General features: G+C 68.0%; 11 protein-coding genes. 5 read left to right on the top strand and 6 right to left on the bottom strand.

Annotated features, from left to right (window positions below):
* Positions 1-42: 42 nt before the first annotated feature.
* From ACNTMW_RS13875 to ACNTMW_RS13865, 3 genes are all read right to left on the bottom strand, one after another.
* The gene (locus ACNTMW_RS13875; protein ID WP_426633925.1) at positions 43-1,014 is read right to left on the bottom strand and encodes a sugar ABC transporter substrate-binding protein; all 972 of its coding nucleotides are present in this window, start codon (positions 1,012-1,014) and stop codon (positions 43-45) included.
* A 133-nt stretch (positions 1,015-1,147) separates the two neighbouring features.
* Positions 1,148-2,185 (bottom strand): ABC transporter permease, encoded by a 1,038-nt coding sequence (locus tag ACNTMW_RS13870; protein WP_426633924.1) that lies wholly within the window; start codon positions 2,183-2,185, stop codon positions 1,148-1,150.
* A 152-nt stretch (positions 2,186-2,337) separates the two neighbouring features.
* A complete protein-coding gene (locus tag ACNTMW_RS13865) occupies positions 2,338-2,643 on the bottom strand; it encodes a hypothetical protein (protein ID WP_426633923.1) in 306 nt (101 codons plus the stop codon).
* A 647-nt stretch (positions 2,644-3,290) separates the two neighbouring features.
* Between ACNTMW_RS13865 and ACNTMW_RS13860 the strand changes: the two genes are divergently transcribed.
* Both ACNTMW_RS13860 and ACNTMW_RS13855 read left to right on the top strand, forming a co-directional pair.
* Entirely contained in the window at positions 3,291-4,001 is a 711-nt protein-coding gene (locus ACNTMW_RS13860) for an MFS transporter (protein WP_426633922.1), read from the top strand.
* 116 nt (positions 4,002-4,117) lie between these two features.
* Positions 4,118-5,830 (top strand): FAD-dependent oxidoreductase, encoded by a 1,713-nt coding sequence (locus ACNTMW_RS13855; RefSeq protein ID WP_426633921.1) that lies wholly within the window; start codon positions 4,118-4,120, stop codon positions 5,828-5,830.
* A 403-nt stretch (positions 5,831-6,233) separates the two neighbouring features.
* Here ACNTMW_RS13855 and ACNTMW_RS13850 read toward each other — a convergent pair whose 3' ends face one another.
* Positions 6,234-6,740, bottom strand: a complete 507-nt coding sequence (locus ACNTMW_RS13850) for a MarR family transcriptional regulator (RefSeq protein ID WP_426633920.1) — start codon at positions 6,738-6,740, stop codon at positions 6,234-6,236.
* 105 nt (positions 6,741-6,845) lie between these two features.
* Between ACNTMW_RS13850 and icmF the strand changes: the two genes are divergently transcribed.
* The 3 genes from icmF (at position 6,846) to ACNTMW_RS13835 (ending at position 12,378) form a co-directional block, all read left to right on the top strand.
* On the top strand, positions 6,846-10,091 hold the full coding sequence (icmF, locus tag ACNTMW_RS13845) for a fused isobutyryl-CoA mutase/GTPase IcmF (protein WP_426633919.1): 3,246 nt from the start codon (positions 6,846-6,848) through the stop codon (positions 10,089-10,091).
* A gap of 12 nt (positions 10,092-10,103) precedes the next feature.
* Complete coding sequence (locus ACNTMW_RS13840) at positions 10,104-11,267, top strand: acyl-CoA dehydrogenase family protein (protein ID WP_426633918.1); 1,164 nt, start codon at positions 10,104-10,106, stop codon at positions 11,265-11,267.
* Positions 11,268-11,622: 355 nt separating this feature from the next.
* Positions 11,623-12,378, top strand: a complete 756-nt coding sequence (locus ACNTMW_RS13835; RefSeq protein ID WP_426633917.1) for an SDR family NAD(P)-dependent oxidoreductase — start codon at positions 11,623-11,625, stop codon at positions 12,376-12,378.
* A gap of 139 nt (positions 12,379-12,517) precedes the next feature.
* Here the strand turns inward: ACNTMW_RS13835 and ACNTMW_RS13830 are convergent, their stop codons facing one another.
* Both ACNTMW_RS13830 and ACNTMW_RS13825 read right to left on the bottom strand, forming a co-directional pair.
* On the bottom strand, positions 12,518-12,892 hold the full coding sequence (locus tag ACNTMW_RS13830; RefSeq protein WP_426633916.1) for a nuclear transport factor 2 family protein: 375 nt from the start codon (positions 12,890-12,892) through the stop codon (positions 12,518-12,520).
* 108 nt (positions 12,893-13,000) lie between these two features.
* Positions 13,001-13,864 (bottom strand): enoyl-CoA hydratase, encoded by an 864-nt coding sequence (locus tag ACNTMW_RS13825; protein ID WP_426633915.1) that lies wholly within the window; start codon positions 13,862-13,864, stop codon positions 13,001-13,003.
* Between the last annotated feature and the right edge of the window lie 4 nt (positions 13,865-13,868).

The following is a 13,868-nucleotide window of genomic DNA, read 5'->3' as shown; positions in this document are numbered from 1 at the left end:
CACCACCCCGCCTGGCCGCTGGACGAGCTCTGCCGAGTCGCGTCATTTGGCGCCATAGCAGGCCCCCGGTGCTGTCGTGTAGTTCTTCTTGTCGACCAGGACGTGCGGTACGTAGCCCATGACACGTCGCGACCCGGGCGGGTTGCCCACCAGGAAGAGCTCCTGCGCGGCGTAGGCGGCGGCCACCGCGATCCCTGAGGCGTTGTACGCGGCACCCACCGTCACCCGTCCGTCGGCCAGCGCGTCGCACCACACGCTGGAGGCATCGAGGTTGTAGACGCCTACCTTGCTCTGCGCACCCGCGGACTCGATGGCCTTGGCGACACCGAGAGACGTGACATCGAAGATCACCGCAAAACCACACAGGTCGGGGTGCTGTTGCAGCACAGCCGTGGCGATCTGGTTGGCCTTGGTGGAGTCGTAGTTGCTCTGCTGCTCGGAGACGACCTGCAGCCCGCGCGCCGCGAACACCGGCAGCCATCCCTTGTCGGCGTCGATGCTGTTGGAGTCGGTGGCGAAGCCACTGACGACGGCGACCTTCTTCTTGCCGGCGGCTGTGCAGTCGTCCGCCATCCGTCCGGCGAGGTCCTTCGCCATGGCCGTGTAGTCGGCGCCCACATAGGCGTCCGAGGACTGGTTGCCCTGGACGTTCACACTGATGACGTAGATGCCCTTCTCCTGAGCGCGCCGCACCTGTTGCGACAGCACCCCGACGTCCGGGTTCTGGATGATGAGCATGTCGACGCCGTCGTCGATCCTCGAGTCGATCATACGGATCTGGGCGTCGACGTCGTTCTTCGCGTCTTCCTGGGAGTACTCGGCGCCGAGCGTGCCGAATATCGCGCGGAACTGCTCGCCCCACAACTTCGTCAGTTCGAACTGCAGGGTCATCGGAATGTAGGCGATCTTCTTGCCCTTGACGCTGCCGTGCACGAGGGAACGAGCCTTGGCACCGTCGACGACGGTGGGCAGACCGCCGCTGTTTCCGTCGCCGGCGGCCCCCGCGTCCCGCACGGACGAATCCGCGCTGACAGTGCAGCCCGTGGTGCTCAGGGCCGCCGCGAGAGCGATGATTGCGGTTATCATTCTTAGTTTCTTCATGGCCGTCCTGATGCGATATGAGTGTCGAGCAGGTGGAGGAGGAGAATCAGAGATCGTCCGACTTCGCCGTTTCCTCGTCCCGGGGATTGAGCCAGGCATCGAAGGCGAGGGCGGCGAGCAGGATCAGTCCCTGGACGACGACGCTCGTGACGACACTCGCGTTCAACAGCGTCATGAGGTTCACGAAGACCGAGATGAAGGCGGTGCCGGCCAGCACCCCGAAGATCGTCCCCTTGCCGCCGGTCAGCGAGACGCCCCCGATGACCGCTGCGGTGATCGCGTTGAACATGAGTTCCTGGCCCGAGCCGTAGGCCTTGCTGTAGCCACCGTTGATGCCGAGTACGAGCAGACCGACGAGCGCGGCGAGCAGGGCTGCGATGACGAACGCCGAAACCACGAGCGGACGGACCGGAACACCCGTCAGGCGGGCAGCGGCGGGGCTGTCACCGATCGCGCGCAGCAACTGACCGTGGGAGGTGTGCTTGATGAAGGCCCAGCCGCCGACGAAGACCAGTGCGGCGACTGCGATCGGCACGTACCCGTGTCCGATCCAGGCCAACAACGAGGAGTCGCGGGGAAGTATGTAGTTCTGGTTCTTCAACAGGGTGACGTTGAAGACGCCTTCGAAGAGCTTCCAGGTCCCGAGCGTCACGAACAGCGCGGGAATTTCGACGTATGCGACCAGCCAGCCGTTGAGCAACCCGATGACCGCGGCGATCAACACGACCGTCAGGACAGCCGTCAGCTCACTGAAGCCGTACCTGCTCCAGAGGTGGACCGTGGCCATACCCGCGATGCCCACGACCGCGACGACCGAGAGGTCGACGTTCTTGGTCATGATGACGATCGCGGAAGCCAGGGCGAGGATCCCCAGCGGAGCGCTGAGGCGGGCGAGCGTGGCGAAGTTGTCGACAGTGAACATGCCGTCGACGAAGATCCCGCTGACAATGATCATGCCCACTGTCAGGCAGGCGATGAGATTCCCCTGGCCCAGCGCGGCAAGTCGCTCCCGAACGGTGGGTGGCGAGGTAGCCGCCTTCGGGATCGGCGGGGAGTCGATGGTGGATGTGGAAACGTGGCCCATACGGCCTCCTGGCTGCCCGGCAAGGCGCACGCCGGCGATCCGCCGCTTGAGGACAGGACAGCCTCAACGCCTTGCAACAAGGTGGTTGCTGTTCGAGAAGTGCGTCGCGCCCGGTTCAGGGCGGGCCCGGTAGCGGTCCCGGTGCGCGAAAGTCACGCCGATGCGGCATCGTAGAGCCCGGCCATGACGGCGGAGTCGATGTCGAGGTCGATGACATGCACGCTGTCGTGCTGATTCATCGGTTGCCGCTCCCGTTCGGATGCGCTGTTCGGTAGCGCGCTCCAGGAGGGCCGGACCTGCTTCATCGCCTCCCGGTAGACCGTGTCCAGGTACCCGGTCAGGTCGTCGGCGAAGGCCTTGTGCCATTCCTCGATCGAGGCACCGAACGGCACACCCGTCCCAGCCCCGGCCGAACCGCCGCTTCGCGCGGTCTGCTCGGCGAAGCCGGCCAGCGCCATGACTGCGACCGCTGCGGGGGCGGAGCCCTTGACCCAGCGCCGGGCCAAGCCATGCGTGCTCATCCGAGGATGCCTCCTGACCTGTCGAGACTGCGCCTCCGACGGGGACCTTGGCTGCTCGTGCCGATCGCGTGTTCGGTGTGACAGCCGTTACAGGCGAGAGTCTGTGCGCTGGGAGTCTCACTGTCAACATTTCTCATGATATTAATTTGCGCGCCGCAGAGGGGACATAGACCAATGCACCCGGGTCGGCGACCAATGACCACCGGCTTCGTCGATGGATTGTCAGCACCTCGGCCGGGGGCCCGGCGTTCGGCTTCACGTGAGGTGATGCCGACCTCGCCACGACGATGGCCCCGGAGGCCCTGGCCCGGGTGCCGGAGCGACCGGGAAGCACCGCGGCGTGGAGGCGACGACGGCGCACGTACGGCGACCCCGGCTGGGGACGCGCAGCCTGGCGTGTGCCATGGCGGGCAACGCGAGCATGTCGCCGAACTTCACCATGATCGTTCCGGTCACCGTCACCTACCCGGTCGGGAGATTCGACGCATCGCTGCCGGCGACCGGTCCGGCCACGGGCTCGTACCTCGCGGGCGCGTGGGATCCATCGGTTCATCGACGTCCGCGTAGTTCCGCTCGGGGCGGCCATGTCGCTCTTCGGGCTGGCGTACTCCGCACACATGCTCGCCATACGACCGGTGGTGGGCAGACCGGCCGATCGGCGCGGCACGCGACCGCTGCTGTACGGGGGCCTCGTCCTGATGGCGGTCGGCATCGTCCTAATGGGACCGGCGATGGACACCATGGGCTTCGCCCTGATGGGAGCGCTGTGCGGAGCAGCCAGCGGCAGGGTGCGCCAGGTGGGTCCGGTGATGGTGCTGCGGGGCGTCCCGCCGTCGGACACGGCGGCGACTGCCGCGACGTACTTCCTGTCCGTCGAACTCGCGGCGGGTCTGGGGCCCTGGATCCTCGGCGGCGTGATCCCTCTCGTGGGGTACGGCCGGCGGTTCGACCTGCTGTCGCTGGTCTCGCTCGCGATCCTGGCTGCGTTCTGGCTGCTCACTCCGTTACTCCGGGACGACCCGTCGGCATCGAACCCGTCGTCCCCAAACGAGCGTCCAGCCGGCCTCGAACAGCGGCTTGATCCGCCGCTCAACGAGGTTCAGGGGCCGAGCCGAGCGGTTGCTGCTTGTTGGCCTGAATGCGGGTCCTGGCTGCCGATTCTGCGCCAGAAAGAACGGGGCCAGCGCTTCGCGCGAGCCTCCCGGGAGTGGTCGCGGGCCGAACCTCGGGGCGTTGACGCGACCCTGACGTCTTTTTATTATGAGGAAAATGACTTGATCGACCGAGACGAGTGAGGACGCTGATGAACATGGACGTTGGCGCTGGAGGCGGCGTCATCGGTTCGGTTGCAGACGCCGGCCTCCCGGACGAGGTCGACGTTGTCGTGGTCGGATCTGGAGCCTCAGGACTCATGGCCGCCCTGAGTGCCGCAGTGCGGGGCGCCCGCGTCCTGGTGCTCGAGTCGGAGCCGTTGCTCGGTGGCACCTCGGCGATCTCGGGTGGAGCCGTGTGGGTGCCGAACCACCAGTACTCCTACAAGACGCTGAAGACGTCGGACTCGCCTGAGGCGGCACGCACCTACATCCTCGGTCAGGGGCGCGACCAGATCCTGGACCCGGAGGTCGTCGACGCCTTCATCGACACGGCTCCGAAGGTCGCGCGTTTCGTCGAGGAGCGGACATACCTCAGCTGGATCCCCGTGGTGTGGCCGGACTACACCTCGGACATCCCAGGGGCGTCCAACTACCGGTCCTTGTTCCCCGGACCATTCCCGCCTGAGGTGCTGGGTGAGGCTGCGGCGCTCGTACGCCCTCCGAAGAAGTCCGGCATGGCACGCAACCCGCTGCCGCTTTGGGTCATCAATGGGATCCAGAACGTCTGGATGGCCGGCTACGCCATGGTCGGCGCCTTCCTCGAAGGATGTCTGCGGGAGGGGGTCGTCGTGCGCACTGAGGCTCGTGCGACGCGGCTCCTTACCGGCAAGGCAGGAGTCACAGGCGTGGCCGTCGACTCCGGTGGCCGGGAGCAGATCGTGCAGGCGTCCAAGGGAGTGATCCTCGCCAGCGGTGGGTTCGAAGGTTCGGGCGACTTCACGGCGAAGCACCTGGGGGCCTCGTTCCCCATCCAGATCAGTCCCAGAGGCCATTACGGAGACGCGCTGCGCATGGCCGAGGAGGTCGGCGCCGACCTCGTCGCCATCGACCAGGCCTGGTGGATGCCCGGCATCCAGGTGCCCGGCGAGGAGATGGAGGGGACGCCGATCAGCCGTCTCGTTCAGGGCGAGCGGGCGCTGCCACACACGATCATGGTGAACAGCAGCGGCAAGCGGTTCGCCAACGAGGCGGTCTCGTACAACGACCTGGGTGCCGTGATGCGGCAGGCCGACCCCACTACGGGGGAGATGCCGAACGCATCGGTCTGGATGATCTTCGACGAGTACTACCACCAGCACTACAGCTTCCTGAGTGCGCCTCCCGGCGGTAGCTACCCGCCGAATGTGGTGCGCGCCGACACTCTGGAGGAACTTGCCCGCAAGTGCGGGATCGACCCCGAGGGCCTCGTCGGAACGGTCCGGGAGTTCAACCCCGAGGCCACCCTGGGACGCGACCCCTGGTTCAACCGCGGCACAAGCACGTTCGAACGTTTCTTCGGTGACCACAACGTCTTCCTCGGCACGTACTCCCCGAGCGCCTGGGCCCCGTCGAGGGCCCACCGCGCCCGCCTGGCGATCGCCAAGGCGATCGGCCCCATCGCCGGCCGTGTCATGGGGCGCATCGCGCGGGCCCGCAACCCCGAGCGGATGCGCAAGCAGCTCGTGCCAATGCTGACCAGGATGATGCGACCGTGCCTCGACAACCCGCCGAGCGGGACTCTCGGCCCGATCGACACGCCGCCGTACTACGCGGTTAAGGTCGAGGCGAGCGCCATCGGCACCATCGGAGGCCCGCGAACCGACGCCAAGGGGCGCGTGCTCGACCCCCGGGGCGCCGTCATCCCCGGGCTCTACGCCGCCGGTAACGTCGGAGGTGCGGCGACCAACGGCTTCTACGGTGGCGCCGGCGGTACGATCATCCTCGGAGTCACCTTCGGTTACCTTGCTGGGCAGGACGCCGCCGCGAGATAGGCGCCCGTCGGGGAGGAGCCTTGAGCCACGAGGCTGAAGGCCCGAACTGCTGTGGTCCCGCCCGCGAGCCACTTCCCCCGGTCGGGAAACGCTCACCGGCCGCAGGCGCCCGTGCCGAGCGGAAGCCTGCAGCCGGTGAGCTGGGACCGCGCAACTCACACTCGTTGTCGATACTGAGCCAGACCTCGAGTCGTCGGCGCGGGCTTGAGCGCACATTGGTACGCCGCCTGCGCTCCCGGCAGGTCGTAGACGTGGGTCACCACCGCGTCGAAGCAGGCTCCGTTTGGTACGGCAGCCGCAGTTCGTGACCTCGGCAGGCCGGGCGCGCACGGAGACGGTCACCGCATGATCATCAGTGACATGTGGCGTCACCTAAAGATCAGGCGGTCCCGACGGACCCAATTCAGAAATCACCGGCGCCGCGGCGCATCTCGGTGAGTACCGCGATCAGCGAGCCGACTCCCGTCGGCGAGATGCCGGGTGTGCTGAAGACCTCGGCATTGAGTTCTTCGGTCGCCTTCATGGCCAGTTCCCGCCCGTTGTCGAGGAGTTCGACGAGCGTGGCGCGGCGGTCGGTCGGGTGCGCGGTGCGCCGCACGAGTCCGGCGGATTCGAGCCGGTCGACGGCGTTGGTGACACTGGTCGGGTGCACCTGGAGGCGTTCGCCGATCTTGGCCATGGGCAGCGACCCGGCGCGGCTGAAGTACAGCAGCATGAGCACCTCGTAACGGGCGAAGGTCACGCCGTGCCGGCGGAGGACCGACTCGACGCGGGCGAGGGCGATCTGCTGGGCACGCATGAGCGACGTGACCGCCGCCATCCCGTCCGCGGCGTCCACCCAGCCGTGGGCGATCCACTGGCGGCGCGCCTCGGCGATGGGGTCCATGGGCAGGCGGTCGGGAGCGGGCACGGGGCAATCCTAGTGGACACGTCACATTTCGTGGACATCATATATTTGGCCGTCCTACTATTTCGCCATCCCGCGCCACCTCGACAGCCCCGGTTCAGGAGTGCCATGAGCGAGTCGAAGCCGCCCTCCCCCGCCCTACACGTCCCGGTGCACCCGGTGCGCTTCGTGACCGCGGCCAGCCTGTTCGACGGGCACGATGCGGCGATCACGATCATGCGACGCCTGTTGCAGAGCCAGGGCGCCGAAGTCGTCCACCTCGGCCATGACCGCAGCGTGGAGGAGGTGGTGACCGCGGCTCTGCAGGAGGACGCGCACGGCGTGGCGGTCTCCTCCTACCAGGGCGGCCACGTCGAGTACTTCAGCTACCTGGTCGAGCGGCTGGCCGAGCGCGGGGCCGGGCACGTCCGGGTCTTCGGCGGTGGCGGCGGGACCATCGTGCCCGACGAGATCGCGCTGCTGGCCGAGCGCGGGGTGCGGATCTTCAGCCCGCAGGACGGCCAGCGCCTCGGCCTGCCCGGGATGATCAACGAGCTGATCCGCGACTGCGACGTCGACCTGTCCGCTCACCGTCCCGAGATCGACGCGCTGCTGGCCGGCGACGACGCCGCACTCGCCCGAGCGATCACCGTGCTGGAGGCCGGCGCCGACGCCGACCTGGCCGCCGCCGTGCGGCGCGCCGCCCACGGTCGCACCGTCCCGGTGCTCGGCCTCACCGGCACCGGCGGATCGGGCAAGTCGTCGCTGACCGACGAACTGGTGCGCCGGCTGCGCCGCGACAGCGAGGACAAGGTACGGGTCGCCGTCCTCGCGGTCGACCCCACCCGCCGCCGCGGCGGCGCACTGCTGGGTGACCGGATCCGGATGAACAGCATCACCCCCGGCGTGGCCTTCTTCCGCTCGCTGGCCACGCGTACCCCGGGCGCCCAGGTGCCCGCGCACCTCGACGACATCGTCGCCGCCTGCAAGGCCGCCGGCTACGACCTGGTCATCGTCGAGACCCCCGGCATCGGGCAGGGCGACGCCGCGATCGTGCCCTTCGCCGACGTGTCGCTGTACGTGATGACGCCCGAGTTCGGCGCACCCAGCCAGCTCGAGAAGATCGACATGCTCGACCTGGCCGACGTGGTGGCCATCAACAAGTTCGAGCGCCGCGGCGCCGAGGACGCGCTGCGCGACGTGGCCCGCCAACTGGTGCGCAACCGCGAGCAGTTCGGCACTCCGTGGCAGCAGATGCCGGTGTTCGGTACCAGCGCGGCCCGCTTCGACGACGACGGCGTGACCGCGCTGTACCACCAGCTCAAGCACCTGCTCGGCCAGCACGGCCTGCCGGCGTTCACCGGCGTGCTGCCGACGGTTGCCGGGCGTACGTCGACCGGACTGCGGTCGGTACTGCCCGCGGGCCGGGAACGGTACCTCGCCGAGATCGCCCAGACGGTACACGGCTACCACGCCACCACCGCCGAGCAGGTGGACCTCGTACGGCGCCGCCAGCACCTGGCCGCCACCCGCGACCTGCTGTCTACGCAAGACCCCGAAGCGGCGAAGTCGGTGGAAGCGCTGCTGGAGCGCACCGAGGCCAGCCTGCACGGCGACGTGCGCGAACTGCTGGCGCAGTGGAAGGCGGTGCGCGCCCGCTACGACGGCGACGAGCAGGTGTACACCGTCCGCGGCAAGGAGATCCGCACCCCGCTCACGCGCACCACCCTGTCCGGCACGAAGGTGCCCCGGGTGGCGCTGCCCCGCACGGGCGACGAGGGCGAACTACTGCGCTTCCTGCGCGGCGAGAACCTGCCCGGCTACTTCCCGTTCACCGCCGGGGTGTTCCCGTTCAAGCGCACCGAGGAGGCGCCGGCTCGGATGTTCGCCGGCGAGGGCGACGCCTTCCGTACCAACCGCCGCTTTCACCTGCTGTCCGCCGGCCAGCCGGCGACCCGGCTGTCGACCGCGTTCGACTCGGTGACCCTCTACGGGCGCAACCCCGACAAGCGCCCCGACATCTACGGCAAGATCGGCACCTCCGGGGTATCCATCGCCACCGTCGACGACATGCGCGAGCTGTACGCCGGCTTCGACCTGTGCTCCCCCACCACCTCGGTGTCGATGACCATCAACGGCCCGGCGCCGGCGATCCTGGCGATGTTCTTCAACGCCGCCATCGACCAGCAGGTACAGAAGTTCGTCGACGAGCACGGCCGCGAGCCGGGCGAGGAGGAGCGGCAGGCGATCGCGACGCGGACGTGCGCGACGGTACGGGGCACCGTACAGGCCGACATCCTCAAGGAGGACCAGGGCCAGAACACCTGCATCTTCTCCACCGAGTTCGCCCTGCGCTGCATGGCCGACATGCAGGAGTGGTTCATCGACCACCAGGTGCGCAACTTCTACTCGGTGTCCATCAGCGGCTACCACATCGCCGAGGCCGGGGCGAACCCGATCAGCCAGCTCGCGTTCACGCTCGCCAACGGGTTCACCTACGTCGAGGCGTACCTCGCCCGGGGCATGAACGTCGACGACTTCGCGCCCAACCTGTCGTTCTTCTTCTCCAATGGGATGGACGCCGAGTACACCGTCATCGGCCGGGTCGCCCGCCGGATCTGGGCCATCGCGATGCGCGACAGGTACGGCGCCGGCGAGCGCGCCCAGAAGCTCAAGTACCACGTCCAGACCTCGGGCCGCTCGCTGCACGCGCAGGAGATGGACTTCAACGACATCCGCACCACCCTGCAGGCGTTGTGCGCGATCTACGACAACGCCAACAGCCTGCACACCAACGCCTACGACGAGGCCGTGACCACTCCGTCCGCGCAGTCGGTGCGCCGGGCCCTGGCCATCCAGATGATCATCGACGCCGAGTGGGGCCTGTCCGACACGGAGAACCCGCTGCAGGGCTCCTTCATCGTCGACCAGCTCACCGACCTCGTCGAAGAGGCCGTCCTCGCCGAGTTCGACCGCCTCGCCGACCGCGGCGGCGTCCTCGGCGCGATGGAGACCGGCTACCAGCGCGGCCGCATCCAGGACGAGTCGATGCTGTACGAGCACCGCAAGCACGACGGCTCGCTGCCCATCATCGGCGTCAACACCTTCCTGGCCGAGGACACCGACAAACCGGTGCAGGCCATCGAGCTGGCGCGCGGCACCGACGCCGAGAAGCAGTCCCAGCTCGACCGGCTCGCCGACTTCCACACCCGGCACGCCGACCGGGCCCCCGCCGCCCTCGAACGCCTCAAGACCGCGGCCACCACCGGCGGCAACGTCTTCGACGCGCTGATGGACGCCGTCCGTTACTGCTCACTCGGACAGATCAGCGAAGCGTTCTTCGAGGTCGGCGGCCAGTACCGCCGCAACGTCTGAGGGGGTCCGTCCGTGCGCACGGCCCGGTTCGACCTGTTCCACCTGCCCGACGATTACCACGACCTGCGCGCCGCGGTCCGCGTCGTGGCGGAGAACAAGATCGCCCCGTACGCGGCCGACGTCGACGAGCGGTCCCGGTTTCCCATCGAGGCCTATGACGCGCTGCGGGCGACGGACTTCCACGCGCCGCACATCGCAAAGGAGTACGACGGTGTCGGCGCCGACGCGCTGGCAACCTGCATCGTCATCGAGGAGATCGCGCGGGTATGCGCGTCCTCCTCGCTGATCCCGGCGGTCAACAAGCTCGGGACGATGCCGCTCATCCTCGCCGCCTCGGACGAGGTCAAGCGGCGCTATCTGCCCGCGGTGGCACGCGGCGAGGCGATGTTCTCGTACGGCCTGTCGGAGCGCGAAGCCGGCTCGGACACCGCGAGCATGCGCACCCGCGCCGTGCCCGACGGCGACGGGTGGGTACTGACCGGACAGAAGTCCTGGATAACCAACGCGGGCGTCTCCCACTACTACACGGTGCTGGCCGTGACCGACCCGGCCGGCCAACGGGGCCGCAACATCACCGCGTTCGTCGTGGAAGAAGGAGATGCGGGCTTCACCTTCAGCGAGCCCGAGCGCAAGCTGGGCATCAAAGGCTCCCCCACCCGCGAACTGTTCTTCGACAAGGTCCGCATCGGCGACGACCGCCGGGTCGGCAAGGTCGGTGAAGGGCTCAAACTCGCTCTTCGCACCCTGGACCACACGCGCGTCACGATCGGCGCCCAGGCCCTGGGCATCGCCCAGGGCGCTCTCGACCACGCCGTCGCGTATGTGAGGGAGCGCCGCCAGTTCGGCAAGGCCGTCGCGGAGTTCCAGGGCATCCAGTTCATGCTCGCCGACATGGCCATGACCCTCGAAGCGGCGCGGCAGATGGTGTACGCCGCCGCCGCCAAATCCGAACGCGCAGACCCCGACCTGTCGTTCTTCGGCGCCGCGGCCAAGTGCTACGCCTCCGACGTGGCGATGCGGATCACCACCGACGCGGTGCAACTGCTCGGCGGCTACGGCTACGTCAAGGACCACCCGCTGGAACGCATGATGCGCGACGCCAAGATCACCCAGATCTACGAGGGCACCAACCAGATACAGCGCATCGTCATGGCCCGCCACCTCCTGGGCGCATGACTGGCCACAGGGCGCCTCACGAGGCGACCTCACGGTCGGGAAACCGGCTCGGCCACGACGATTGTTCGCCGCGACGAGGCGCGCATGGACGCGATCGGCCGGCCCGAAGAGGCCAGGCTGCCGCTGCCGTACGGCCGGTAGACGCACGCCGGCGGCTACTCACGGGAAACGCCATAAGGGTCGACGCCGACACGGTCCGAGTGCTCGGCGACTGCTGATACACCCACGGTCAACGGATGGAACGGTACAGGAGAAGGGCGAAGGCAATGCATATCTTCGAAGGCACCAGCGGGGAACTCCTCGCCGGGAGCGCCCCGGTCATCGGGGTCGTCGACGACCGGACGGCGGTGAAGTGATGCGCGCTGACGGCAGCGTCGCGCTCGTGACCGGGGGCGCCTCCGGGCTGGGGGCCGCGACCGCCCGGGAGCTCGCCGGAAAAGGATTCTCGATCGTGGCACTGGATCTGCCCGCTGCGATTGAGAAGGCGGAGCCGGCCGACGGTGTGACCTTCGTGGCCGCCGATGTCACCGACGAAGACCAGGTACGGGCGGCGGTGGACCAGGCGGCGGGCCTCGGGGCGCTGCGGGTGGCGGTGAACTGCGCCGGCATCGCGACCGCCGCGCGCGTACTCGGCCGGTCCGGGCCGCACGACATCGGCCTTTTCCGCCGGGTCATCGAGGTCAACCTGATCGGTAGTTTCACCGTTGCCTCCCGGGCAGCGGCGGCGATCGCGCAGACCGAACCGGACGCCGACGGGCAGCGGGGAATCATCGTGAATACCGCCTCGGTGGCGGCCTTCGAAGGCCAGATCGGGCAGGCCGCCTACGCCGCGTCCAAGGCCGGCATCGCGGGCCTGACCCTGCCGCTGGCCCGCGACCTGGCCAGCACCGGCATCCGGGTATGCACGATCGCTCCCGGCATCGTGGATACCCCCATGCTCGCGACCATCGGCGACGACTTCCGCGCCAGCCTCGCCGCCGGAGTACCGTTCCCGCAGCGGCTGTGCCGTCCGGAGGAGTACGCCCGTCTGGTGTCGATGATCGTCGAACATGACTATCTCAACGGCGAAACCATCCGGATGGATGGCGCCTTGCGGATGGCCCCCCGTTAGACCGGCGCTCCGCGAAGGGGCGGCTGCGCGGGGTACGAGTCGTCGAACAAGCCGGCCCGTGCCCCGCCGGTGGGTGCCGGACGGTCGGTCACGCCACGCGGCCTGCGTGCGTTCGCCCGCAGGCCGCGGAAACGACCTCTTAGGCCTTTGCCGGTGAGGCGTGCCAGCAGATGTGTCGCACGCTCCCATTCTCGCGTGTCCAGACAGCGCTGTAGCGCACCACGGACGTCAGTGCCGCACCGCTGGCCTCCGTGTCTATCACGGCATGTCCCGTCGCCACCGCGACGTCACCGAAGAGCCGCACCCGCTGGTCAGACGGCCGGATCGAGGTGTACCGGAGGGCTCCGCTGGCCAGTCGCTCGATCACTCCCTGCTTGGTGTCGACCATGCCGTTGGAGTGCGTGTAGACAAGACCGTCGGACAAGAGCTGGTCGAGGTGCTCGACGCTGCTACTGAGCAACGCCTCCCACCGACGCGCTTCGAGCTCCGTGACCTCGTCAGCGAGATTCGTCATGTGTCTGGTCCTTTCCACGGCTGTTCGATGGTGCTACGAGTTCTTTCTCCGGTCGGACGTGTGTGTTCCGGCGGACGTGTCGCACATGCTGCGGTGCGCGTCAGAGGTTCAGTCGGCCCGGCGGTGCTCCTGCTTGTAGGACGATGCGACGGCACGGGCATCCAGACCTGCGAGAGAGTCCTGCGAAACCTCGGCGTTATGGGCGTGCGCAAAGTGGTGGAGGCCGAAGACCGAGTCCATCCCGACCCGGAGACCCTGGGTGTCCTCGGCCTGGTTCACGGCCTTCTTGGTGAGGGCGAGCCCGAACGAAGGCATCTCCGCTATGCGGGCAGCGATCTGCAGGACGGTTGCCTCGAGCTGATCGCGCGGCACCACCCGGTTGACCATCCCCAGCTCGTAGGCGCGTTGGGCGTTGAACCGGTCTCCGGTGTACAGAAACTCTTTGGCCGCTCGCGGGTTCATCACCCATGGATGAGCGAAGTATTCGACCCCGGGGATCCCCATCCGCACGACCGGATCCGCGAAGAACGCGTCGTCCGAAGCGACGATGAAGTCGCATGCCCAGGCGAGCATGAGGCCGCCGGCGATGCACGCTCCTTGCACCATGGCGATCATGGGCTTGGGAATCTCGCGCCACCGCCGGCACATCCCGAGATAGACCTCGGACTCGCGGGCGAACCGTTGATCCCCACCTTGACGGTCGGTGTGATCCCACCAGATCACCGCGCGCCGGTCGAAGGTCTGGTCGACATCGCGGCCCGGGGTGCCGATGTCGTGGCCGGCGCTGAAATGGTCGCCGCTACCACCCAGCACGATGACCTTGACGTTCGGGTCATCGGTCGCCCGTTGAAACGCGTCATCCAGGGCGTAGGTCATCCGGGAGTTCTGCGCGTTCCGATATTCCGGCCGGTTCAGGGTCACCCTGGCGACCGGACCCTGCACCTCGTACGTGACAACTGCGTTCTCCGCCATACCG

The organism is Planosporangium spinosum (assembly GCF_049999945.1).
Taxonomy (GTDB): Bacteria; Actinomycetota; Actinomycetes; order Mycobacteriales; family Micromonosporaceae; genus Planosporangium; species Planosporangium spinosum.
Note: the sequence above shows the minus strand (reverse complement) of the source record. Positions and strands in the feature narration are given on the sequence as shown.

Bases quoted from the DNA above. Each gene is read 5' to 3' on its own strand.
- icmF (WP_426633919.1), top strand. From the start codon at position 6,846: ATGAGCGAGTCGAAGCCGCCCTCCCCCGCCCTACACGTCCCGGTGCAC.
- ACNTMW_RS13860 (WP_426633922.1), top strand. From the start codon at position 3,291: ATGTCGCTCTTCGGGCTGGCGTACTCCGCACACATGCTCGCCATACGA.
- ACNTMW_RS13870 (WP_426633924.1), bottom strand. From the start codon at position 2,185: ATGGGCCACGTTTCCACATCCACCATCGACTCCCCGCCGATCCCGAAG.
- ACNTMW_RS13830 (WP_426633916.1), bottom strand. From the start codon at position 12,892: ATGACGAATCTCGCTGACGAGGTCACGGAGCTCGAAGCGCGTCGGTGG.
- ACNTMW_RS13825 (WP_426633915.1), bottom strand. From the start codon at position 13,864: ATGGCGGAGAACGCAGTTGTCACGTACGAGGTGCAGGGTCCGGTCGCC.
- ACNTMW_RS13835 (WP_426633917.1), top strand. From the start codon at position 11,623: ATGCGCGCTGACGGCAGCGTCGCGCTCGTGACCGGGGGCGCCTCCGGG.
- ACNTMW_RS13855 (WP_426633921.1), top strand. From the start codon at position 4,118: ATGGCCGCCCTGAGTGCCGCAGTGCGGGGCGCCCGCGTCCTGGTGCTC.
- ACNTMW_RS13865 (WP_426633923.1), bottom strand. From the start codon at position 2,643: ATGGCGCTGGCCGGCTTCGCCGAGCAGACCGCGCGAAGCGGCGGTTCG.